At 70.8% G+C, this 22,561-nt stretch carries 17 protein-coding genes; 14 read left to right on the forward strand and 3 right to left on the reverse strand.

The genetic code is table 11. The features are described 5' to 3' along the window. The first annotated feature begins 315 nt into the window (after positions 1–315). The 4 genes from MYA_RS07030 to MYA_RS07045 all read left to right on the forward strand — a co-directional run bounded on the left by MYA_RS07030 (position 316) and on the right by MYA_RS07045 (position 4,817). Positions 316–2,247 (forward strand): rhomboid family intramembrane serine protease, encoded by a 1,932-nt coding sequence (locus MYA_RS07030; protein WP_041493824.1) that lies wholly within the window; start codon positions 316–318, stop codon positions 2,245–2,247. A 174-nt stretch (positions 2,248–2,421) separates the two neighbouring features. Further along, positions 2,422–3,237 (forward strand): ABC transporter substrate-binding protein, encoded by an 816-nt coding sequence (locus MYA_RS07035; RefSeq protein ID WP_034193107.1) that lies wholly within the window; start codon positions 2,422–2,424, stop codon positions 3,235–3,237. A 129-nt stretch (positions 3,238–3,366) separates the two neighbouring features. Continuing rightward, on the forward strand, positions 3,367–4,089 hold the full coding sequence (locus tag MYA_RS07040; RefSeq protein WP_014723001.1) for an amino acid ABC transporter permease: 723 nt from the start codon (positions 3,367–3,369) through the stop codon (positions 4,087–4,089). 2 nt (positions 4,090–4,091) lie between these two features. After that, the gene (locus MYA_RS07045) at positions 4,092–4,817 is read left to right on the forward strand and encodes an amino acid ABC transporter permease (protein WP_011884774.1); all 726 of its coding nucleotides are present in this window, start codon (positions 4,092–4,094) and stop codon (positions 4,815–4,817) included. Between the two features lie 218 nt (positions 4,818–5,035). Here the strand turns inward: MYA_RS07045 and MYA_RS07050 are convergent, their stop codons facing one another. Together MYA_RS07050 and MYA_RS07055 are read right to left on the reverse strand one after the other, a co-directional pair. Further along, positions 5,036–6,304, reverse strand: a complete 1,269-nt coding sequence (locus tag MYA_RS07050) for a M23 family metallopeptidase (protein ID WP_041493825.1) — start codon at positions 6,302–6,304, stop codon at positions 5,036–5,038. A 308-nt stretch (positions 6,305–6,612) separates the two neighbouring features. Further along, positions 6,613–7,278: a TetR family transcriptional regulator gene (locus MYA_RS07055; protein ID WP_011884784.1), complete on the reverse strand. Its 666-nt coding sequence runs from the start codon at positions 7,276–7,278 to the stop codon at positions 6,613–6,615. 151 nt (positions 7,279–7,429) lie between these two features. On the opposite strand from MYA_RS07055, the gene MYA_RS07060 reads away from it, so the two are divergent. The 10 genes from MYA_RS07060 to MYA_RS07105 all read left to right on the forward strand — a co-directional run bounded on the left by MYA_RS07060 (position 7,430) and on the right by MYA_RS07105 (position 20,270). Next, a complete protein-coding gene (locus tag MYA_RS07060; protein ID WP_014723004.1) occupies positions 7,430–8,617 on the forward strand; it encodes a MexX/AxyX family multidrug efflux RND transporter periplasmic adaptor subunit in 1,188 nt (395 codons plus the stop codon). 14 nt (positions 8,618–8,631) lie between these two features. Beyond that, positions 8,632–11,769 carry a multidrug efflux RND transporter permease subunit gene (locus MYA_RS07065; RefSeq protein WP_014723005.1) on the forward strand — a complete coding sequence of 1,046 codons (3,138 nt, stop codon included), beginning with the start codon at positions 8,632–8,634 and terminating at the stop codon, positions 11,767–11,769. Then, complete coding sequence (locus MYA_RS07070) at positions 11,769–13,241, forward strand: efflux transporter outer membrane subunit (RefSeq protein WP_014723006.1); 1,473 nt, start codon at positions 11,769–11,771, stop codon at positions 13,239–13,241. The genes MYA_RS07065 and MYA_RS07070 overlap by 1 nt, the downstream gene beginning before the upstream one ends. 159 nt (positions 13,242–13,400) lie before the next feature. Continuing rightward, positions 13,401–14,066: an RNA polymerase factor sigma-70 gene (locus MYA_RS07075; RefSeq protein WP_014723007.1), complete on the forward strand. Its 666-nt coding sequence runs from the start codon at positions 13,401–13,403 to the stop codon at positions 14,064–14,066. A 94-nt stretch (positions 14,067–14,160) separates the two neighbouring features. After that, a complete protein-coding gene (locus MYA_RS07080) occupies positions 14,161–14,403 on the forward strand; it encodes an MbtH family protein (protein WP_011884790.1) in 243 nt (80 codons plus the stop codon). Positions 14,404–14,446: 43 nt separating this feature from the next. Further along, on the forward strand, positions 14,447–15,466 hold the full coding sequence (locus tag MYA_RS07085) for a TauD/TfdA family dioxygenase (RefSeq protein WP_041493826.1): 1,020 nt from the start codon (positions 14,447–14,449) through the stop codon (positions 15,464–15,466). Continuing rightward, positions 15,456–16,307, forward strand: coding sequence for an ABC transporter ATP-binding protein (locus MYA_RS07090; RefSeq protein WP_014723008.1), 852 nt, complete (start codon positions 15,456–15,458; stop codon positions 16,305–16,307). The genes MYA_RS07085 and MYA_RS07090 overlap by 11 nt, the downstream gene beginning before the upstream one ends. Next, positions 16,304–18,415 carry a Fe(3+)-hydroxamate ABC transporter permease FhuB gene (gene fhuB / locus MYA_RS07095; protein WP_014723009.1) on the forward strand — a complete coding sequence of 704 codons (2,112 nt, stop codon included), beginning with the start codon at positions 16,304–16,306 and terminating at the stop codon, positions 18,413–18,415. Before MYA_RS07090 ends, fhuB begins: the two co-directional genes overlap by 4 nt. Then, a complete protein-coding gene (gene fhuF, locus MYA_RS07100) occupies positions 18,412–19,221 on the forward strand; it encodes a siderophore-iron reductase FhuF (protein ID WP_011884798.1) in 810 nt (269 codons plus the stop codon). Before fhuB ends, fhuF begins: the two co-directional genes overlap by 4 nt. Further along, on the forward strand, positions 19,221–20,270 hold the full coding sequence (locus MYA_RS07105; RefSeq protein WP_014723010.1) for an ABC transporter substrate-binding protein: 1,050 nt from the start codon (positions 19,221–19,223) through the stop codon (positions 20,268–20,270). Before fhuF ends, MYA_RS07105 begins: the two co-directional genes overlap by 1 nt. Positions 20,271–20,760: 490 nt before the next feature. Here MYA_RS07105 and MYA_RS07110 read toward each other — a convergent pair whose 3' ends face one another. Further along, the gene (locus MYA_RS07110) at positions 20,761–22,500 is read right to left on the reverse strand and encodes a cyclic peptide export ABC transporter (protein ID WP_014723011.1); all 1,740 of its coding nucleotides are present in this window, start codon (positions 22,498–22,500) and stop codon (positions 20,761–20,763) included. Positions 22,501–22,561 lie beyond the last annotated feature (61 nt).

Consider the following 22,561-nt stretch of genomic DNA (forward strand, 5'->3'; position numbering starts at 1 on the left):
GCCACGGAACGGCGCGCCGCGATGTACGTGGCGCGCCGTTTTTTGTTCATGGCCGGTTCGCGTCGCTGGTCGCCGCGCGTAAGCGCATCGCGCATCGCGCGATATCGTTATCGAAATCGCTTCGTTGTCCGCGGTCGGCGCCAGCGCTTATGCTGGGCGCGTAGTTCGTGTGACACCTCCTTGACTGGGATTCGCGCCCGCTGCCTGCAGCGGGCGTCTTTTTGTTCCCGCTCCGTCACGCGGCCAGCAGTGTCAGGGACACCAAATATAATGGCGCGCGCGCGGCTCACGCGCGACAACCCATACCAAGATCCCATGAGAGAACAACCAACATCCAGGCCGTGGCTGACGATCGTGCTGGCCGTCGTCAATATCGCGATATTCGTGCTGATGTGGCGCGCCGCATCGTACGGCGACCTGTCGAACCCGCTGCTGCTCGACTGGGGCGCGAACTTCGCGCCGTACACGCTCACCGGGCAGCCGTGGCGGCTGCTGACCAGCGCATTCCTGCACGGCAGCTGGATGCACGTCGCACTCAACATGTACATGCTGATCGTGCTCGGCACGGTGCTCGAACGCGTGGGCGGGACGCTGCGGTTCGGCGTCGCGTATCTGTTGTCCGCGCTCGGCGGCTCGCTGCTCAGCGCGCTGTGGCACGGCTATCACGAAGTCGGCGGCAGCAGTTTCGCCTTCGGCGTCGTGCTGCAGACGAGCGGCATCCAGCCGGTGGTGAGCGTCGGCGCGTCGGGCGCGCTGATGGGGCTGGCGGGCGCCGCCGCGGCGCTGGTGCTGCGACGCCGGCGCGAGGCCGGAGCCGACGCGCAGGTGCCGATCAATCTCGCCGCGGTCGCGCAGGTCATCGTGCTCAACCTCGGGTCGGGCTTCGTGATTTCCGGCATCGACCAGGCCGCGCATCTCGGCGGCGTGATCGTCGGCTTCGTCGCCGGCTGGCTGATGTATGGCGGCACGCGTGCGTCGCGCGTCGCCGTGCCGCTCGTGATCGCGGTGCTCGGCAGCGCCGCGATGGTGTCGGCGGCGCAGCGCGCGGGCAGCGACGAGTTGCAGAGCTGGCGCGTCGCGACCGATCGCGCGCTCGCGCACGACGCCGCGAAGCGGCAGGCGCAACAGCAGGCGGCCGCGATCGCCGCGCAGATCCGCGACGACGAGCAGCATCGGCCCGCGCCCGTGTCGGCCGAGCGCGCCGCAGGCACCGTCGTGCCGGTCGGCAAGTGGCCGTATGCGATGGTGCTGGGCGCGTCGGGCAAGCGGCTGTACGTGACCGACATCGACCGCAACACGCTCGTCGTGGTCGATGCGCAGCGCCAGGCGGTCGTGCGGACGATCGCGGGTGAACCGTTCGCGACCGGGCTCGACGGCTGCCCCGGCAACATGTGCCGCGGCCGCGGCGCGAGCGGCCTCTATGTGAGCCCCGACGAACGCTATGCGTACGTCGCGTCGATGCGCGAGAACGGGCTCGTGCGCATCGACCTGAACAGCGGCGCGATCGTCGACGGCGTGACGCTCGGCCGGTTCCCGCGCGCGATCGTGGCGTCCGCATCGAACGACAGGCTGTACGTGCTGAACAGCGTCGACGACACGATTTCCGTCGTCAGCCTCGCGCACTGGCCGCAGGTCGTGGCGACGCTGCGGCTCGGCGATCACGATGCGTCGGGCGTCGAGTTCGGCCGCGCGCTGTCGATGTGGCTGTCGCCCGACGGCAAGCGGCTGTATGCGTATGCGTTCGAGAAGAGTGCCATCGTCGCGTTCGACACGGCGACGAATGCGCCGGTGCAAACCTATCCGGTCGATGCGGATTTCATCGAAGCGAAGCCGGGCGCGAACGGTGCCGGCGTGTGGTTCTACAACGCGTCGTCGGTGCAATGGCGGGACGCGTCGACGCTTGCCGTACGCAGCGCTTATCCGGTGTGCGACACGTCGATGCACAGCTTCGACGGCAGCGGCGACGGCTCGCTGATCGCCGTCGCCGGCTTCGACGGCAAGCCGCTGCGCGTGATCAAGACGGCGACGCGTCGCACGGTGGGCGAGTTTCCGGTGGCGGGCGGCGCCGGGCAGGTGATCTTCGCGCCTGACCGCCGCACGCTGTTCGCGCTCGGGGCAGCGGGTACGCTGTCGTTCCTCTCCATGGACCGCTCGCTCGATTATCTGCAGGACGGCGGCGACGGCGAGTTCCTGTGCGCGGCGTCGGCCGACGGCAGCGGGGATGGCGGGGATGCCGGCGACGAATGACCGCGCTCGCGCGTCATCACGAAACCCGCAGAGCAAAGCATCATTTGTTGGTTCGAATCCGCCGCATGCGCTGATACGTTAGCGGCTTCGCGACGATACACCGCGTTGCGATGTTCCTCGAACCGGGCCGCCGCGCGATCCGCGGCGGCCCTCATAACAATGCAGGCTGCGCTCATGAAATTCCACACTCTCGCTACCTGGCTCGTCGGAGCTGCGCTCGTTACGGCGGGCACGCTCGCGCATGCAGACCGCCTCGACGACATCAAAAAAGCCGGCGTGCTGCGCGTCGCGACGTTCGACAGCAACCCGCCGTTCGGCTTCGTCGATGCGAAAAGCCACCACATCGTCGGCCTCGACGTCGACTACGCGAAGGCGCTCGCCGACAAGCTCGGCGTGAAGCTGCAACTGCAGCCGACCAATCCGGCCAACCGCATTCCGTTCCTGACCTCGGGCAAGGTCGACCTGGTGCTCGCGAACTTCACGATCACCGACGAGCGCGCGAAGCAGGTCGACTTCAGCATTCCGTACTTCTCGTCGGGCCAGCAGTTTCTCGCGAAGAAGGGCGTGCTGAAATCGGCCGACCAGCTGAACGGCTTGCGCGTCGGCGCGGACAAGGGCACGACCAACGAAATCACGCTGCGCGACAAGTTCCCCGGCGCGACGATCGTCGCGTACGACGACACGCCGTTCGCATTCGCGGCGCTGCGCGCGGGCAACGTGCAGGCGATCACGCAGGACGGCCCGAAGCTGATCGGCCTGCTCGCGAACGTGCCCGACAAGCAGAACTACGAGATCCCCGCGTTCACGATCTCGAACGACTACATGGGCGTCGGTGTGCCGAAGGGCGAAGCGCGCCTGCTCGGTTTCGTGAACGACACGCTGAAGGGGCTCGAGGCGAACGGTCGCGCCGCGCAGATCTACGACGCGTGGTTTGGCCCGACGACCAGGACGCCGCTCACGCGCATCTTCCGCATCGGCGATCGCACCTGAGTCGTTCGCGCCGCGCGTCGAGATCGCCCGCCGCACGTTGCCCGGCGCCCGGCGCCCGTCGCGGTGCGACGGATCGCGGCGTTTCCCGTGTCACTTACCCGATCGCGCCCGCCGCGATCGCACCATCTCATGTTCGGGTTGGCTCCCAAATATCTGTCCTGGCTGTGGCAGGGCTTTCTGGTCACGCTCGGCCTGGCGGCTGCGTCGGCGCTCGCGGCGAGCGTCGGCGGCTTGCTGCTCGCCGTGATGCGTCACGCGCGCGGGGCGGCGCCGCGCATGCTCGCGGCCGGCTATGTCGTGGCGTTGCGCAATACGCCGCTGCTCGTGCAGCTGCTGTTCTGGTATTTCGGCGTCGCGTCGCTGCTGCCCGATACGTGGATCGCGTGGCTGAATGCGCGCCACCGGCTCGACATCGGCCCGCTCACGCTCGCGTGGCCGTCGTTCGAATTCGTCGCGGGCTGGGTCGGGCTGAGCGCCTACACGGCCGCGTTCGTCGCCGAGGAATGCGAAGCCGGCCTGCGCGGCGTGCGGCGTGCGCAGCACGATGCCGCTGCGGCGCTCGGCCTCACGCCGATGCAGTCGCTGCGCTACGTGGTGCTGCCGCAAGCCGTGCGTATTGCGCTGCCGCCGCTGTTCGGCCAGTACATGAATCTCGTCAAGAATTCGTCGCTCGCGATGGCGATCGGGGTCGCCGAGCTGTCCTATGCGTCGCGGCAGGTCGAGACGGAGACGTTCAAAACCTTCGCCGCATTCGGCATCGCGACCGTGCTGTATGTCGCCGCGGTGGCCGCGATCGAGGCCGCCGCGTACGCGGCCACGCAATGGCGCGACCGGCTCGGCGCAGGGCGGTGACGATGGACCTTTCGCTGTTGCTCGACAACCTGCCGTATCTGCTCGTCGGCGCCTTCCCGGACGGCCCGCTCGGCGGCGCCGCGTTGTCGCTCGTGCTGGCGATGGCATCGGCCGTCGCGTCCGCGCTGCTCGGCGTCGCGCTCGGTGTGGGGATGGCGCTCGCGCGCGGGCCGCTGCGCGTCCTGCTGCTCGCGTTCATCGGTTTTTTCCGCGCGATTCCGGTGCTGATGCTGATCTTCTGGACGTACTTCCTGATGCCGATGCTGCTGCACATGGACGTGCCGGGGCTCGCCACCGTCGTCTGCGCGCTCGCGCTGATCGGCGGCGCCTATCTCGCGCACGCGGTGCACGCGGGCATCGTCGCGGCGGGCGAGGGGCAGCGTCAGGCGGGCTTGTCGCTCGGGCTCACGCGCTGGCAGACGGTGCGCCACGTGCTGCTGCCACAGGCGATCCGGATCATGACGCCGTCGTTCGTGAACCAGTGGGTTGCGCTCGTGAAGGACACGTCGCTCGCGTACATCGTCGGCGTGCCGGAACTGTCGTTCGTCGCGACGCAGGTGAACAACCGGTTGATGGTGTATCCGGCGCCGATCTTCCTGTTCGTCGCGGTGCTGTACCTCGTGCTGTGCACGTCGCTCGACGGCGCAGCGCGCTGGCTGCTGTCGCGCCGCGAGCGTGCGCAGCAGATCGCACGCACGACGCCCGACCGGACCGAACCCGCGCGATGACGGGTGTGCCGCGTGCGGTGCGTGATGCGCGCTTGCTTGCGGTATGAGGTTCGATGACGCCACGCGGCGGCGCGCGTCGGTGCTGCGCAGCGCGGGCACCGGCTACGTTCCGCCGCAGCGGATCAACCAAACGCCGGGAGTGGCGCGGCGTCGACCGATATCGCGATCCTGCGGTTACCCACGCACGTCACCGCCCCGGCCACACACCCGACCGAACGTTACGACGCGCCGTAATGCGTATCGAACACCGAACGCAGCGTCGACGGCCCGACCGCGAAGTCGCCCCACAGCGGGCCGTCGCCTTGCGCGAACGCAAACGGCGTCGTGCCGATCGACGCGAGGCGGAACCGCCACTGCGCGGCTTCCTGACGGAACGCGGTGCGTTGCATGTCGGACAGCTCGGTCTGCGCGCTGGCGAGCGTGACGAGCGGATCGACCGGGTCGTTCGCGATGCGCACCTCGAAGTGCAGGTGCGGGCCGGTCGCCGCGCCGGTCATCCCGACCGAGCCGATGCGCTGACCCTGCTTCACCGTCTCGCCGACCTTCAGCCCGCGCGCGTACGCAGACAAATGCGCGTAGTAGGTCGAATAGCCGTCGGCGTGATCGACGATCACGTAATGGCCGTAGCCGCCCGGATCGGTGCCCACGAACGACACGACGCCATCGGCCGCCGCATCGACCGGCGTGCCGGTCGGCGCCGCGAGATCGACGCCGGTGTGGAACGCCATCGCCTGCGACAGCGGATGCACGCGTTCGCCGAAGAACGAACTGATGCGCGTCCACTTGACCGGCATCGTGAACGCGGCGGCTTCGAGCGGCGCGCCGTCGAGCGTGTAGTACGCGCCATGCTCGGCGCCCGGCGCGTGGAACCAGATCGCGCCGAACTTGCGGCCCGCGACGCGCAGCTCGACCGCGGTGAGGTGCGGCGTGCCGTTGTTGGTGTCGTACGCGATCCGGTAGTAGTCGCCGCGCTGCGCACTCGCACGCATCGCCACCTTGCCGGTGACGAGATCGCCGAGCTGGATGCGCACCTCGGGCGGCACGTCGAGCCGATCGAGCGTGTCGGACAGCGTGAGCTCGATGTCGCCCGCGCGCATCCCGTGGCTCCGGTCGGGCTCGGCGTACTGGAACAGGTTCGGATAGCCGAGCATGTCGTTGCGGTGCGCGCTGAGCGACGCGAACAGGCCGGGCTGCGCGCTGCGATCGGCGAACGCGTGGCGCTCGCCGATCGTGTGTGCCAGCTCGCTCGTCACGAAATGCTGGGCGGTGGGAAACGGCGTGTCGGACAGCACGCGCTGCGGCAGCACGGCCGTGCCCGAATCGACGGCGCCGGGCAGTTGCGAAACCGCCGGCAATGCGGCGGCGAGACCGAACGCGGCGAGGGCGCCGAGCACGGCGGCCGGCACCAGCGCGCGCACGAGGCGCTGCGCACGGCCGGGCGCGAAGGCATCAGGGGTTGCAGCAGGCTTGACCAAAGGTGTCCACATCCAGGAAAGCGGTTCAAAGAGGTGTGGGCAGGAGCCGTCGCGCGAAAGGCGCCGCGCAGGCGCGGGGCGGGCGACGGGCGTGCAACAAAACAGGCCCCGCGTGGGGCCCGTGTCGTTGCCGTTCGACCCAACTTGCGGGCGCGCCCGCTTCGAACGGCGGCGTGAACGGCCGGGTCGAACCCGATCATCACGAAGACGCTAAGCAATGATGACCGCGTCAGTCTACCGATGTTCCGCGAAACGTTGAAAATTTTAAAGAGGGTCGGCCCATTCGTTTCGCAGTGCGGAAATTGGGGTTAATTCAGCATTTATTGCGCGGCTTTCCGCGCGGCAGGCAATTTTTGCGTGCGCACGCGCAGCGCCCCGGATGACTCGACGGCGTCGAAACCGGCGTCGAGCATGGCTTCGGCGTCGTTCCAGCGGGTGCCGCGCAGGCGGTCGGTCCAGATCATCGACGCGAACACGCCTTCGAGCAACGACACCAGATAGACGGCCGCCAGATGCACGTCGAGATCGGCGGCCAGCTCGCCGCCCGCGATCGCGCGGCGCAGCAGCGCTTTCGTGATCCGCAGGATCTGCAGCTCGAGCAGCGTGCGCCGGCGCAGCAGCGCGCCGTTTTCTTCGCTCTGTTCGCACTTCGTATAGAGAATCACCAGCACGCGCTGCATCGAGCCCGGCTCGCCGCATTGCCGCAGATAGTGCGACGCGGCGCGCCGCAGCGTCGCGAACGCGGGCAGGCCGTCCGCGGCCTCGAAGCCTTCCGACGTGCGCGCGAACGCGCGGTCGCACAGCGCCAGACAGACTTCCATCTTGTTGCGGTAATGCCCGTATACGGCGCCGCGCGACATCCCGGCCGCTTCGGCGAGGTCGGCCATCGCGGTCTGCGCGACGCCCTGTTCGAGCAGCACGAGCTCGGCGGCGTCGAGAATCCGGTGCTTGATGGCGAGCGATTCTTCCCGGGTCTTGCGGGCCATGGCGTGAATTTCCTTACAGTTCGCTGTCGTTTTATTGAGACAGTAGGCCAATCGTTCGACAACGTGCATATTTAATCAGTCGTGACTGATTATAATCGGCCACCCTGAGCTGCCGCATTTTCTATCGGCGGCGAACGATCCGAGGTCACAGATGAACAACACGGGTTTCGGCACGCGGCGCGGCGCGCTCGCGATGCTCGCGCTTGCGGCCATGCTGGTCGCGGGCGGATGTGGCAAGGGCGGGCCGGATACCGCGCCGCCGGCCGTGCGAAGCGCGACCGTCGTGACGGTGCGCCCGACCGCGGTGCCGATGACGGTCGAATTGCCCGGGCGGCTCGACGCGTATCGGCAGGCGGAAGTGCGCGCGCGGGTCGCGGGGATCGTGACCGCGCGCACGTACGACGAAGGGCAGGAAGTGAAGCAGGGCGCGGTGCTGTTCCGCATCGATTCCGCGCCGCTGATGGCGGCGCGCGATGCCGCGCAGGGCGCGCTCGCGAAGGCGCAGGCCGCCGCGCTCGCCGCCACCGACAAACGCCGCCGCTACGACGACCTGGTGCGCGACCGCGCGGTCAGCGAGCGCGACCTCACCGAGGCCGTCGCCGCCGATACGCAGGCGAGGGCCGAGGTCGTGTCCGCGAAGGCCGAGCTCGCCCGCGCACAGCTTCAGCTCGACTACGCGACGGTCACTGCGCCGATCGCCGGCCGCGCGCGGCGCGCGCTCGTGACCGAAGGCGCGCTCGTCGGCCAGGATCAGGCGACGCCGCTCACGACCGTCGAGCAGCTCGACCCGATCTACGTGAATTTCTCGCAGCCGGCGGCCGACGTCGAGGCGCTGCGCCGCGCGGTGAAGAGCGGGCGGGCGACCGGCATCGCGCAGCACGACGTCACGGTCACGCTGGTGCGCGCCGACGGCAGCGCGTATCCGCTCAAGGGCAGGCTGCTGTTCAGCGATCTCGCGGTCGATCCGACCACCGACACGGTCGCGATGCGCGCGCTGTTTCCGAACCCGGAGCGCGAGCTGCTGCCGGGCGCGTACGTGCGGATCTCGCTCGACGCGGCCGTCGATCAGCGCGCGATCCTGGTGCCGCGCGATGCGTTGCTGCGCACGGCCGAGCGCACGTCGGTGCGCGTGGTCGGGCCGAACGGCAAGGTGCGCGACGTCGAAGTCGTCGCCGACCGGATGAGCGGCCGCGACTGGCGCATCACGCGCGGCCTCGCGGGCGGCGAGCGCGTGATCGTCGACGACGCCGCGCAGTTCGCGCCCGACACCGTCGTGAAGCCCGTCGAGCAGGCACCGCCGGCGAAGGCCGCAGCGGCCGGGCCCGCCCGCCAAACCTGACCGGTTCATACACCATGGCACGTTTCTTCATCGATCGCCCCGTGTTCGCATGGGTGATCGCGCTGTTCATCCTGCTCGGCGGCGGCTTCGCGATTCGTGCGCTGCCGGTCGCGCAGTATCCCGACATCGCGCCGCCCGTCGTCAGCATCTATGCGTCTTACCCGGGCGCGTCCGCGCAGGTCGTCGAGGAATCGGTGACCGCGCTGATCGAGCGCGAGATGAACGGCGCGCCGGGGCTGTTGTACACGTCGGCGAGCAGCAGCGCCGGGAGCGCATCGCTCTATCTGACCTTCAAGCAGGGCGTGAACGCCGATCTCGCGGCCGTCGAAGTGCAGAACCGGCTGAAGACGGTCGACGCGCGGCTGCCCGAACCGGTGCGGCGCGCCGGCATCCAGGTCGAGAAGGCAGCGGACAACATCCAGCTGGTCGTGTCGCTGACGTCGGACGACGGCCGCATGACCGACGTGCAGCTCGGCGAATACGCGTCGGCGAACGTCGTGCAGGCGCTGCGCCGCGTCGACGGCGTCGGCCGCGTGCAGTTCTGGGGCGCCGAATACGCGATGCGGATCTGGCCGGACCCGGACAAGCTGGCCGGACATGGCGTCACCGCGTCGGACATCGCGTCGGCCGTGCGTGCGCACAACGCGCGCGTGACGATCGGCGACATCGGCCGCAGCGCGGTGCCGGACAGCGCGCCGATCGCCGCGACGGTGTTCGCCGACGCGCCGCTGAAGACGCCAGCCGATTTCGGCGCGATCGCGCTGCGCACGCAGCCGGACGGCTCCGCGCTCTATCTGCGCGACGTCGCGCGCGTCGAGTTCGGCGGCAACGACTACAACTATCCGTCGTACGTGAACGGCAAGGTCGCGACCGGCATGGGGATCAAGCTCGCGCCCGGCTCGAACGCGGTCGCGACCGAGCGGCGCGTGCGCGCGGCGATGGACGAGCTGTCCGCGTACTTCCCGCCGGGCGTGAAGTACCAGATCCCGTACGAGACGTCGTCGTTCGTGCGCGTGTCGATGAACAAGGTCGTCACGACGCTGATCGAGGCCGGCGTGCTGGTGTTCCTCGTGATGTTCCTGTTCATGCAGAACCTGCGCGCGACGCTGATCCCGACGCTCGTCGTGCCGGTCGCGCTCGCGGGCACGTTCGGCGTGATGCAGGCGCTCGGCTTCTCGATCAACGTGCTGACGATGTTCGGCATGGTGCTCGCGATCGGCATCCTCGTCGACGATGCGATCGTCGTCGTCGAGAACGTCGAGCGGCTGATGGTCGAGGAGCGGCTCGAGCCGTACGAAGCGACCGTCAAGGCGATGCAGCAGATCAGCGGCGCGATCGTCGGCATCACGGTGGTGCTGACCTCGGTGTTCGTGCCGATGGCGTTCTTCGGCGGCGCGGTGGGCAACATCTACAGGCAGTTCGCGCTCGCGCTCGCGGTGTCGATCGCCTTCTCGGCGTTTCTCGCGCTGTCGCTGACGCCCGCGCTGTGCGCGACGCTGCTCAAGCCGGTGGACGGCGGCCATCACGACAAGCGCGGCTTCTTCGGCGCGTTCAACCGCTTCGTCGCGCGCGCGACGCAGCGCTATGCGACGCGCGTCGGCACGATGCTCGCCAGGCCGCTGCGCTGGCTCGTCGTGTACGGCGCGCTGACCGCGGCCGCGGTGCTGATGCTCACGCAACTGCCGAGCGCGTTCCTGCCCGACGAGGATCAGGGCAACTTCATGGTGATGGTGATCCGGCCGCAGGGCACGCCGCTCGCCGAGACGATGCGCAGCGTGCGCGAGGTCGACGCGTACCTGCGCCGCGAGGAGCCGGCCGCGTACACGTTCGCGCTCGGCGGCTTCAACCTGTACGGCGAAGGGCCGAACGGCGGGATGATCTTCGTCTCGCTGAAGGACTGGCGTGCGCGCAAGGCCGCGCGCGATCACGTGCAGGCGATCGTCGCGCGCATCAACGCGCGCTTCGCGGGCACGCCGAACACGACGGTGTTCGCGATGAACGCGCCGGCCTTGCCCGATCTCGGCTCGACGAGCGGCTTCGACTTCCGGCTGCAGAACCGCGGCGGGCTCGACTACGCGGCGTTCAGCGCCGCGCGCGAACAGTTGCTCGCGGCGGCCGGCCGCGACCCTGCGCTGACCGACGTGATGTTCGCCGGCATGCAGGACGCGCCGCAACTGAAGCTCGACGTCGATCGCGCGAAGGCGTCGGCGCTCGGCGTGTCGATGGACGAGATCAACACGACGCTCGCGGTGATGTTCGGCTCCGACTACATCGGCGACTTCATGCACGGCACGCAGGTGCGCCGCGTGATCGTGCAGGCCGACGGCCAGCATCGCGTCGATCCCGACGACGTGAAGAAGCTGCGCGTGCGCAACGCGCGCGGCGAGATGGTGCCGCTCGCGGCGTTCACGACGCTGCGCTGGACGCTCGGGCCGCCGCAGCTCACGCGCTACAACGGCTTCCCGTCGTTCACGATCAACGGCTCGGCCGCGCCGGGACACAGCAGCGGCGAAGCGATGGCCGCGCTCGAGCGGCTTGCCGCGACGCTGCCGGCGGGAATCGGCCACGCGTGGTCGGGACAGTCGTTCGAGGAGCGGCTGTCGGGCGCGCAGGCGCCGATGCTGTTCGCGCTGTCGGTGCTGGTGGTGTTCCTCGCGCTCGCGGCGCTGTACGAGAGCTGGTCGATTCCGTTCGCGGTGATGCTGGTCGTTCCGCTCGGCGTGATCGGCGCGGTGCTCGGCGTCACGTTGCGCGCGATGCCGAACGACATCTACTTCAAGGTCGGGCTGATCGCGACGATCGGCTTGTCGGCGAAGAACGCGATCCTGATCGTCGAAGTCGCGAAGGATCTGGTCGCGCAGCGCATGCCGCTGATCGACGCCGCGCGCGAGGCCGCCCGCCTGCGGCTGCGGCCGATCGTGATGACGTCGCTCGCGTTCGGCGTCGGCGTGCTGCCGCTCGCGTTCGCGTCGGGCGCGGCGTCCGGCGCGCAAATGGCGATCGGCACCGGCGTGCTCGGCGGCGTGATCACGGCGACGGTGCTCGCGGTGTTTCTCGTGCCGCTGTTTTTCGTGATGGTCGGCCGCGTGTTCGACGTCGGCCCGCGCCGGCGCGGCGCGTCGCAGCCGACGACGATGGAGGGTTCGCATTGATGGTCGCGCTCAATCGCCGCATGGCGGGCCGCGTTCCGCTCGCGCTGGCCGCGGCGCTCGCGCTCGCGGGCTGCTCGCTCGCGCCGCACTACGAACGGCCGGCCGCGCCCGTGCCGGCCAGCTACGCAGCGCCGGACGGCGGGCAGGGCGGGGAGGGTGGCGCGCCCGCTGCATCGGCATCGGCATCGGTCGATGCCGCGCTGCTCGACGACTGGCGCGCGTACTTCACCGACCCCACGCTGCAGGCGTGGATCGACGCCGCGCTCGCGAACAATCGCGACTTGCGGATCGCGGCCGGCCGGCTCGACGAAGCGCGCGCGCTGTACGGTGTGCAGCGCGCGGACCAGCTGCCGTCGCTCGATGCGAACCTCGCCTACGACCGCACCCGCCAGTACGACCCGGTGGTGCGCCAGAGCGCGGTGAGCGGGCTGTATCGGGCGGGCGTCGGCATCAGCGCCTACGAGCTGGACCTGTTCGGCCGCGTGCGCAGCCTGTCGGATGCCGCACTCGCCGACTATTTCGCGACGGCGTATGCGCAGCGCACGGTGCGCATCGGCGTGATCGCCGAAGTCGCCGGCGCGTATGTCGCGCAACGATCGTTGCAGGAGCAACTGGCGCTGGCGCAGCGCACGCTCGACGCGCGCGAACGCATCGCCGCGCTCACGCGGCGCCGCTACGCGGCCGGCACGAGCGATGCGATCGAGCTGCGCTCGGCCGAGATGCTGGTGGCGTCCGCGCGTGCGTCGCAGGCCGCGCTGCAGCGCGAGCATGCGCAAGCGGTGCGCGCGCTGCAGCTGCTCGCCGGCGATTTCGCGCGCGAGGCGCCGGCCGACGGCGCGACGCTCGACGCGCTCACCATCGCGCCGGTCGCGCCCGGCGCGCCGAGCGCGTTGCTCGAGCGGCGGCCCGACGTCCGTCAGGCCGAGTCGCGTCTGCAGGCCGCGAACGCGCAGATCGGCGCGGCCCGCGCGGCGTTCTTCCCGCGCATTGCGCTGACGACCGACTACGGCTCGGTCAGCGACGCGTTCTCGAGCCTGTTCGCGGCGGGCACCAGCGTCTGGTCGTTTGCGCCGCGCATCACGCTGCCGATCTTCGCGGGCGGGCGCAATCGCGCCAATCTCGACGTGGCCGACGCGCGCAAGTACATCGCCGTCGCCGAATACGAGAAGACCGTGCAGACGGCGTTCCGCGAAGTGGCCGACGCGTTCGCCGCACGCGGCTGGATCGATCGCCAGCTCGCGGCGCAGCAGGACGTCTACGCGGCCGACGGCGCCCGGCTGAAACTCGCCGAGCGTCGCTATGCGGCCGGCGTCGCGACCTACCTCGAGCTGCTCGACGCGCAGCGCAGCACCTACGAGTCGGGCCAGGCGCTGATCCGGCTGAAGGAGCTGCGCCTCGCGAACGCGATCGCGCTGTATCGTGCGCTCGGCGGCGGCTGGACGCCCGCCGAAGGCGCCCACGCCGCCGCGTGATCCGCCCGCCGGCCGGCGGCACGACGCAGCACCGGCCGGCCCCCGTCGCACTTTGATCAGACAAATCCCGACAAAATCGAAGGGCTTTCCGTTAATAGGATTGAGAATGATTTGCGTTTACGTTAAATTGCCCCATCTCGAAACTGATGGAGCGGATCGATGGCAATGGCGCAAGTGCTCGAACGGCCGGCGGCGGCAACGGCGAATGCGTTCCTCGGCAGTTGTCCCGATCTTGCACCGCGCGCGGCCGTGCCTGCGGGCCGCGGCGCGCCGCACGCGCACGGCGCGCTGCTCGACGTGCTGGTCGCGCATCGCGCGATGCTGGTGAACGTCGCGCGCGGCTTCGTCGGCTGCGCGAGCCGTGCCGAGGACGTCGTGCACGACGTGTTCGTCAAGCTCGTCGAGTTTCCGAACCAGGACGCGGTGCGCCAGCCGGTCGCGTACGTGACGCGGATGGTGCGCAATGCGTCGATCGATGCGCTGCGCCGGCAGAGTTTCGAGAGCATCCATCACACGGACGAGGATGACGGCTTCGACGTGCCGTCGCCGGAGCCGACGCCCGAGGCCGCGCTGATGACGCGCGACGCGCTGCGCCGCGTGTGCGCCGCGCTCGACGATCTGCCCGCGCGCAGCCGCGCGGCGTTCGAGATGGTGCGGCTGCGCGAGGAGACGCTGCAGACCGCGGCGCGCGCGCTGAACGTGTCGCAGACGCTCGTGCACTTCATGGTGCGCGACGCCGAGCGGCACTGCGCCGAATGTCTCGATGCGTGCCATCGCGGCGTCGAATGCCCGGTGTTTCTCGGCGGCCGCGCGCGGCGCCGGTAAAAAATCGCGCCGGCCAAACGTCTTCAATACAGGAGCGGCTGAATCGACATTCCGCCGCTTCGCATCCCTCAACCGTCTCCCGTTTTTCTCGATCATGACGCAAGCCACGACGCCTTCCGCGGACACCGACGACCTCGTCTACACGGTCGTCATCAACGACGAAGAACAGTATTCGATCTGGCCGACGTTCCGGGCGGTGCCGGCCGGCTGGCGCGAGGTCGGCGTGCGCGGCCCGAAGGCCGACTGCCTCGCGCACATCGACGCCGTGTGGACCGACATGCGCCCGGCGAGCCTGCGCCGCGCGATGGACGGCGAGCCCGCTTCCCGCGCGTCGTGACGCGCCGCGCCGCTGGCGGCGCGCTACCTGAAGAGGACGTTGCATGACCCTGCTTTCGTTGCCGACGCTCGACGATCTGCGTATCGAGCCGGGACTGCCCACCGTCGTGTCGCCGCGCAGCGCCGACGGGATGTCGATCGACGCGCTCGCGCCGCTCGCGCATGCGATCGCGGCCGACACGCTCGAACGGGCGGGCGGTGTGCTGTTCACGGGCTTTCGCGTGCCGTCGATCGACGCGTTCCAGCGCTTCGCGGCATCGTTCGGCGATCCGCTGATCGGTTACGAATATGCGTCGACGCCGCGCAGCCAGGTCGAAGGCGCGGTGTACACGTCGACCGAATACCCGCCGCACCGCGCGATCCCGCTGCACAACGAGCAGTCGTACACGCGCGAGTGGCCGTTGCGGATCTGGTTTCACTGTGCGCTCGCGGCGCAGCAGGGCGGTGCGACGCCGATCGCCGACAGCCGCGCCGTGTATCGCGCGCTCGACCCGGCGCTGGTCGCACGTTTCGAGCAGCGCGAGCTGCTGTACGTGCGCAACTTCGGCCAGGGGCTCGACCTGCCGTGGCAGCAGTCGTTCGGCACCGACGATCCGGCCACGGTCGAGCGCATGTGCGCGGCGCGCGGAATCGAATGCGCCTGGCGCACCGGCGACGACGGCGAACTGCTGCTGCGCACGCGCGAGCGTTGCCAGGCCGTCGCGCGCCATCCGCGCACCGGCGAGCGCGTGTGGTTCAACCAGGCGAACCTGTTTCACCTGTCCGCGCTCGACGACGACATGCAGGACGCGCTCGTCGATGCGGTCGGCCTCGACAACGTGCCGCGCAACGTCTACTACGGCGACGGCGCGCCGCTCGAGGCCGACGCGCTCGCGCAGATCCGCGGCGTGCTCGAGCGCCAGCGCATCGTGTTCCCGTGGCGCACCGGCGACGTGCTGATGCTCGACAACATGCTGAGCGCGCATGCGCGCGACCCGTTCGAGGGGCCGCGCAAGGTGGTGGTCGCGATGGCGCAGAGCTACCGCGCCGCGCCGGCAGCCGCACGGAGGACCGATGACGCGTAGTGCCGCCGCGCTCGCCGCGCGCGGACTGACGGTGGGCTATCGCGACCAGGTCGTGATCGACGGGCTCGACCTGTCGATCGCGGCCGGCCGCGTGACCGCGCTGTGCGGCCCGAACGGCTGCGGCAAGAGCACGCTGCTGCGCACGCTCGCGGGCCTGCAGCCCGCGCGTGCGGGCCACGTCGACGTGAACGGCAGGCCGCTCGCGTCGTTTCGCCGCCGCGCGCTCGCGCGCGAGCTGACGATGCTCGCGCAGTTCAACCAGATCCCGTCGGGGCTGACGGTGCGCGAGCTGGTCGCGTACGGACGCTATGCGTACGGCGGCTTCCTGCGCGGCCTGTCGCGCGCCGATCACGCGGCGATCGACGAGGCGCTCGACACGAGCGGCCTCGCGGGCGACGCCGGGCGCGACGTCGGCGCGTTGTCGGGCGGCGAGCGGCAGCGTGCGTGGATCGCGATGGCGCTCGCGCAACAGGCGCCGATCGTGCTGCTCGACGAGCCGACGACCTATCTCGACATCCATCACCAGCTCGACATCCTCGACGCGCTGCGCGCGCTGAACCGCGCGCGCGGGCTGACGATCGTCTGGGTGCTGCACGACCTGAACCAGGCGGCCGCGTACAGCGACGACATCGTGCTGATGCGCGCCGGCCGCGTCGTCGCGCACGGCTCGCCGGATGCGATGCTGGAGCCCGAGCGGCTGCGCGCGGCATTCGGCGTCGACATGCTGAAGCTCGCGCATCCGCAAACCGGCGCGCCGATGTGCGTGCCGGCGTACGGGCCTTCGGTCTCCGGCGCGACGCACGCGTTCGATCGCGCGGCCGATCCGGACCTCGCCGCATGACCACGCTGGCGATACGCAAGCGGCGCGGTGCGTGCGCGCCTGACGCGGCGTCCGGCGGCCGCGCCGCGGCGCTCGCGCTTGCGCTGCTCGCGCTGATCGGCGCGCTCGCGGTGCTGCGCGTCGCGCCCGACCTGCGCGCATGGTGGAGCGCGGCGCCCGGCAGCGACGACGCGTTGCTCGCGCACGTGTTCCTGTTCGAGCTGAACCTGCCGCGCGTCGCGGCGGCCGTCGTCGCGGGCGGCAGCCTCGGCATCGCCGGCGCGCTGTTCCAGTCGCTCACGCGCAATCCGCTCGCGTCGCCCGATCTGCTCGGCGTGACGGGCGGCGCACAGCTCGGCCTGCTCGCCGCGATGCTGGTGCCGGCGCTGGACGGCGTCGCGTCGGTGCCGCTGCTGTTCGCGTGCGGGCTGCTCGCCGCCGCGTGCGCGATCGCCGCGGCCGGCGGCTGGCGCGCGACGCCGCTGCGGCTGGTGCTCGCGGGCAGCGTCTGCATGCTGCTGTTCGCCGCGCTGTCGACGCTCGTGCTCGCATTCTTCGAGCAGAACATCGCCGGCGCCGCGCTGTGGGCGAACGGCAGCCTGTATCAGCCGGGCGCGAGCGGCCTCGCGTTGGCCGTTCGCTGGCTCGTCGCGCCGCTCGTCGCACTGCCGTTCGTGATCCGGCCGCTGAACCCGCTCGCGCTCGGCGACGACGCCGCGGCCGCGGCCGGCGTGCGCGTCGACGCGACGCGGCTCGCCGCGACGGTCGTCGCCGTCGCGTTCACGAGCGTGGCCGTCAGCATCGCCGGCCCGCTGTCGTACGTCGGGCTCGTCGCGCCGAACCTGCTGCGTCAGGTGCGCGGCGCGCGCGCGGCGCGGCTCGGCGTGCTCGTGCCGCTGTCGGCGCTCGCCGGCGGCGCGCTGGTGCTCGCCACCGACAGCGCGGTGCTCGCCGCCGGGCTCGACGCGACCCTGTCGACTGGCGTCGCGATCGCGCTGGTCGGCACGCCGCTGATGCTCGCGATGATCCGGCGCGGCGCCGCGTGGTCGGGCGTGCTGCATGCGCAGCCCGAGCGCGCGGCCGGCAGCGGCGCGACGCGGCTGGTCGGCCGGCTGGAACGGCTCGAGCGGCTCGGCTGGCCGCTGCGCGGCGCGCTGTTCGCGGCCGCCGCCGCAGTCGTCGTGGCGATCGTGTTCGCCGGCGTGTCGGCCGGCCCCGAATGGGTGACGCCCGCGCGCTGGTGGGCCGCGTTCGCGGGCCACGATCCGGTCGCGCGCATGCTGATCGACCTGCGCATGCCGCGCCTGCTGTGCGCGCTGTTCGCGGGCGCGCTGCTGGCCGCGAGCGGCGTCGCGATGCAGAGCGTCGTGCGCAATCCGCTCGCCGGCCCCGAAGTGCTCGGCGTCACGCAGGGCGCGGGGCTCGTCACGCTGTTCGCGTTGTCGACGTGGCCGCTCGCCGGGCAGCTGACGCTCGCCGCGGCGGCGTTGACGGGCGGGGCGCTGTCGCTCGCGATCACGCTCGCGCTGAATCATCGGCATCGCTATGCACCGCTCGCGGTCGCGCTGACCGGCATCGCGATCGGCGCACTGTGGACCACGCTCGCGCAGTGGCTGATCACGCAGGAAAGCGTGCAGCCCGCGCGCTTCGTCGTGTGGCTGGTCGGCGGCACCTACGGCCGCAGCTGGGGCGAGGTCGCGATGCTGCTGCCGTGGTGTGCGCTCGCGGTGCCGGTGTTCGCGTGGCTCGCGCGGCCGCTCGACATGCTCGCGCTCGGCGACGATCAGGCGGCCGCGCTCGGCCTGCCGGTCGCCGCGCTGCGCCCGCTCGCGCTGACCATCGCGACGCTCGCCGCGTGCGCGGCCGTCGCGGCGGTGGGGCCGGTCGGCTTCGTCGGCCTGATGGCGCCGCACGTCGCGACGATGCTCGGCGCGCGCCGGCATCGCACGCGGCTGTACGTCGCGGCCGCCTGCGGCGCCGTGCTGCTCGGCGCGGCCGATCTCGCGGCGCGCACGCTCGTCGCGCCGCGCGAAGTGCCGGCCGGCGTGCTGACCGCCCTGATCGGCGCGCCGTATCTGCTCGGGCTGCTGATCGTCGAGGGGCGCCGCGCGCGGCGCGCGGCGCGATGACGGCGGCGCCCGGCTGCACCGCCGACACCGGCGCCACGCGGTTTTCCGCGTTCGCGCCCGAAGCGCTCGGCGCGCATCTCGACGTCGTGTGGCTCGGCCGCCCGCACGAGACGCACGCACCGGGCCGGATCGTCGTGCCGGTCGAGGCGCTGGCCGATCATCGCGACGCGCTGCTCGACGCGATGGTCCGTCACTACGGCGGCGACCCCGCGCGGCATGCGCGTGCGCTGATCTCGCAATGGAGCAAGTACTACTTCGGGCGCGCGGCGCCCGCGGCCGTGGCCGCCGCGCTGACGCTCGGCCGGCCGCTCGACATGGCGCCGCGCCGCACCTTCGTCGCGCTCGACGACGGGATGCCGGGCGCGCTGTACTTCGCGCCCGATGCGCTCGGCGCGCCGTGCGACGCGCCCGCGCCGCGTTACGCCGGGCTGCGCGCGCATCTGCACGCGGTGATCGAGCTGCTCGCCGAGATCGGGCGCGTCACGCCGCGCGTGCTGTGGAGCAACGCGGGCAACCTGCTCGATCATCTGTTCGGCATGTACCGGACGCTGCCGTGCGTCGCCGATCCCGTGCGCGATGCGTGCTGGCTGTTCGGCGCGTCGTGCGTGGACGGCGAACCGAATCCGCTGCGCATGCCCGTGCGCGACGCCGTGCCGCGCTCGGCGCTGCTGCCGACGCCGTTTCGCGCGCGCCGCGTGTGCTGTCTGCGCTATGAAATTCCTGGAGAGACCCGACTGTGTGCAAGCTGCCCGCTGCTCTTGACGATGGACGATGCGGCGCTGGCCGAGCAGGACTCGAGCCGCTGATGCACGCCGGCCGCCGCCGTTCGCTCGGGATGTTGGCCGCGCTCGCCGCCGCGTGCGCGGCGCCGCGCGATGCGCTCGCGAGCGATGCACGCGCGGCCGGGCGTGGCGCGGGTATGGCTACGGCCACGGCCTTGCAGGCCGGCCGCTCGCTCGCCGGCAACCCGGTCGTGTCGCAGGCGAGCGCGACGATGCCGCTGCGCGCGCAGCGCGTGGTCGCGCTCGACTTCATGTTCGCGGAAAGCGCGATCGCGCTGGACATCGTGCCGGTCGGCATGGCTGATACGGCGTTCTATCCGGGCTGGCTCGGCTACGCCAGCGACCGGCTCGCCCACGTGACCGACGTCGGCTCGCGGCAGGAGCCCGGGCTCGAAGCGATCGCCGCCGTGCAGCCCGATCTGATCCTCGGCGTCGGCTTTCGGCATGCGCCGATCTTCGACGCGCTCGACCGGATCGCGCCGACGATCCTGTTCCAGTTCAGCCCGAACGTGCCGGAGCGTGGCGCGCCACGCAGTTTACCGATCACGCAGCTCGACTGGATGCGCGAGATCTTCCGCACGATCGGCGCGGTCACGGGCCGCGGCGCGCGCGCGCAAGCGGTCGAAGCGCAGCTCGACGCGGGCATCGCGCGCAATGCGGCGCGGGTTGCCGCGGCCGGGCGCGGTGGCGAGCGCATCGCGCTGCTGCAGGATCTCGGGCTGCCGGACCGTTACTGGGCCTATACGGGCAACAGCACGTCGGCGGGCCTCGCGCGCGCGATGGGGCTTGCGCCGTGGCCGAACACGCCGACGCGCGAGGGCACGCTGTACGTGACGTCCGCCGATCTGCTGAAACAACGCGATCTCGCCGTGCTGTTCGTCACCGCGAGCGGGCCGGACGTGCCGCTTGCGGCGAAGCTAGATTCGCCGGTGTGGTGCTTCGTGCCCGCGCTGCGCGAGCACCGGATCGCGCTCGTCGAACGCAACATATGGGGCTTCGGCGGCCCGATGTCGGCGCTCAAGCTCGCCGACGTGATGACCGACACGATGCTGAAACTGCCGGCCGTGCGCTGACGCGTGCGGCGGGAATTCACGTCGGACAGCCGGGTAGCGCGGTTCAGAAGGGCATGGTGTGCGAGGGTTCGTTGTGCGTTCGTCCCGGCGCGATCACGTGAGTGGGTCGGTAAGCGGGCCGCACGTTTCGCGTTTCGGGGACGGGCGGCACCGGGTCGTCCGTGATGCACGCTACCACCTACGCGCGCTCGTAACAGCGGGGCGAACCCGCGCTGGTTCGGTTGCCGAGCGACACAGCGCCTTCCGCCATGTACGGCATAGCCTGCGCAACGTCTCCGTGCAACGCATGCGCCCAACAGCGAATCGAACCCAACGCCAGTACACAGCAAGCGCGACGCGCATCCGGCGATGTCATGCCCGCGGCAGCAGCCGGCCGCCGCGATCGCGCTGCACAGGCAAGCCCATCGCCGCAATCGCTGCGCGCCTGCCACCGATCATCGAGACCGCCGGCGCGACCAACACGACGATGCAGGCCGGCGTGCCCCGACGATCACGCACTCAGCGCGTTCGCGCCGTCGCACGCCCGCGCGGGCGCCGTATCGCTGACGATCTGCCCGTTGTCGAGCTTCAGCAGCCGGTCGGCGAGATCGAAATAGCGGTCGTCGTGCGTGATGACGATCACGGCCTTGCCGCGCGCGCGCAGCTCGGGCAGCAATTGCTCGTAGAACACGGCCTTGAACGACGGGTCCTGGTCGGCCGCCCATTCGTCGAACAGGTAGAACGGCCGGTCTTCCAGATACGCGACGACGAGCGCGAGCCGCTTGCGCTGCCCGGTCGACAGCGCGCGATTCGAGAACGCGCCGTCGACGACCTTCACCTTGTGATCGAGCGCGAGCTTCGCGATCAGCGCGTTCGCGCGCGCATCGGCCTGCGCGCGCGCCGGGTCGTCCGGATCGACGATGCCGAGCAGCGCGTCGAACAGATGGAAGTCGTTGAACACCGCGCTGAAGCGCTGCCGGTACGCGGCGCGCTCGCGCCAGCCGATCGGCCGGCCGTCGACCTCGATCGTGCCTTCCTCGGGTTCGTAGAGCCCGGTCAGCACCTTCGCGAGCGTGGTCTTGCCGCTGCCGTTGCCGCCGACGATGAACACCAGCTCGCCGGGCCGGATCGTCAGGTCGATCGGGCCGATCCGGAACATCCGCTCGTCGCGTTCGTGGAAATACGCGTGCGTGACGCCGCGCAGCGTGACGGCGCCGGCCGGCGGCACGTCGGGCGCGTCGCTGGCGGGCGGCACCGTGCGCAGCGCGCCGAATTCGGCCATCACGGCTTCGATGCGCGCGAGCGACACGCGCGCGGCATTGACGGTCGGCAGGTTGTTCAACAGCCCGTCGAGCGGCACCAGCATGAACAGGAACACGACGACGTAGCCGGCGGCCGTGGACGCGTCGGCGTGCACGCCGAGTTGCGGCCAGAACGCGGCGGCGCCGAGGAACACGTAGAACAGGAAGATGATCCAGCCGACGCCGACCGCATACGCGCTGAACGCGCGACGGCGATGGTCGCGCACCTCGCCGATCGCCGTGCCGAGCTGGCCGTCGACGAACTGGCGCGCGCGCGCATCGTGCAGCTTCAGCTCCTTCGCGCCGGAGAACAGCGAGCCGAGATGGCCGAACAGCCGGTCCTGCGCGCGGCCGGCCGCCTCGAGCGACGCGATCGCGCGGCGATCGCCGGTGTGATAGCCGAGCGAGCCGGCGACGATCGCGGCGAGCGCGAGCACGCACACGGGCCACGACAGCCACGCCAGATAGCCGAGGCAGCCGAACACGATCGAACCGTGCATCACCAGGTTCGGCAACGCGAAGAACAGCATCGACACGTTGGTCGCGTCGTCGGTGAGCACCGACTGCACGGGCGCCGCGCCGATCCGCTCGATGTCGCGCAGCTCGGCCGCGCCGACGCGCCGCGCGAGATGCACGCGCAGCCGCGCCATCGTGTCCTGCGACAGCCGGGCGAACAGCGTGCCCGACACGATCCGCGTGACGAGCGCGATCACCGCGCACAGCGCGAAGCGCCACGCGAGCGCCGCATCGGCCGCGCCCGGCTGCGCGAGCGCGCGGTTCAATGTCGCGACGAGCAGCACGCTCGCGACGCCGTTGAGCACGCAGGCGGCGAGCGCGAGCGCGAGCGAGGCGCGGCTTTCGCGCAGCAGCGCGAGGATCAGGCGCGCGGCGGGGCGGCCGGGGGAGGCGTCGAGGGACGGCGGGGAAGAGGGCTCGTGGGCGGCTGTCATCGGCAACGTCGGTTAATGAAGGGCAGGCGAGAAAGGCTGGTGAAACGCGCGCAACCGGCAG

Source organism: Burkholderia sp. KJ006, assembly GCF_000262695.1.
Taxonomy (GTDB): Bacteria; Pseudomonadota; Gammaproteobacteria; order Burkholderiales; family Burkholderiaceae; genus Burkholderia; species Burkholderia vietnamiensis.

What these genes read in the sequence shown, in the direction of transcription:
- MYA_RS07070 (WP_014723006.1), top strand. Translation starts at nt 11,769, where the DNA reads ATGGTCGCGCTCAATCGCCGCATGGCGGGCCGCGTTCCGCTCGCGCTG.
- MYA_RS07045 (WP_011884774.1), top strand. Translation starts at nt 4,092, where the DNA reads ATGGACCTTTCGCTGTTGCTCGACAACCTGCCGTATCTGCTCGTCGGC.
- fhuF (WP_011884798.1), top strand. Translation starts at nt 18,412, where the DNA reads ATGACGGCGGCGCCCGGCTGCACCGCCGACACCGGCGCCACGCGGTTT.
- MYA_RS07085 (WP_041493826.1), top strand. Translation starts at nt 14,447, where the DNA reads ATGACCCTGCTTTCGTTGCCGACGCTCGACGATCTGCGTATCGAGCCG.
- MYA_RS07110 (WP_014723011.1), bottom strand. Translation starts at nt 22,500, where the DNA reads ATGACAGCCGCCCACGAGCCCTCTTCCCCGCCGTCCCTCGACGCCTCC.
- MYA_RS07090 (WP_014723008.1), top strand. Translation starts at nt 15,456, where the DNA reads ATGACGCGTAGTGCCGCCGCGCTCGCCGCGCGCGGACTGACGGTGGGC.
- MYA_RS07055 (WP_011884784.1), bottom strand. Translation starts at nt 7,278, where the DNA reads ATGGCCCGCAAGACCCGGGAAGAATCGCTCGCCATCAAGCACCGGATT.
- MYA_RS07050 (WP_041493825.1), bottom strand. Translation starts at nt 6,304, where the DNA reads ATGTGGACACCTTTGGTCAAGCCTGCTGCAACCCCTGATGCCTTCGCG.
- MYA_RS07035 (WP_034193107.1), top strand. Translation starts at nt 2,422, where the DNA reads ATGAAATTCCACACTCTCGCTACCTGGCTCGTCGGAGCTGCGCTCGTT.
- MYA_RS07030 (WP_041493824.1), top strand. Translation starts at nt 316, where the DNA reads ATGAGAGAACAACCAACATCCAGGCCGTGGCTGACGATCGTGCTGGCC.
- MYA_RS07075 (WP_014723007.1), top strand. Translation starts at nt 13,401, where the DNA reads ATGGCAATGGCGCAAGTGCTCGAACGGCCGGCGGCGGCAACGGCGAAT.
- MYA_RS07065 (WP_014723005.1), top strand. Translation starts at nt 8,632, where the DNA reads ATGGCACGTTTCTTCATCGATCGCCCCGTGTTCGCATGGGTGATCGCG.
- MYA_RS07080 (WP_011884790.1), top strand. Translation starts at nt 14,161, where the DNA reads ATGACGCAAGCCACGACGCCTTCCGCGGACACCGACGACCTCGTCTAC.
- MYA_RS07105 (WP_014723010.1), top strand. Translation starts at nt 19,221, where the DNA reads ATGCACGCCGGCCGCCGCCGTTCGCTCGGGATGTTGGCCGCGCTCGCC.
- fhuB (WP_014723009.1), top strand. Translation starts at nt 16,304, where the DNA reads ATGACCACGCTGGCGATACGCAAGCGGCGCGGTGCGTGCGCGCCTGAC.
- MYA_RS07040 (WP_014723001.1), top strand. Translation starts at nt 3,367, where the DNA reads ATGTTCGGGTTGGCTCCCAAATATCTGTCCTGGCTGTGGCAGGGCTTT.
- MYA_RS07060 (WP_014723004.1), top strand. Translation starts at nt 7,430, where the DNA reads ATGAACAACACGGGTTTCGGCACGCGGCGCGGCGCGCTCGCGATGCTC.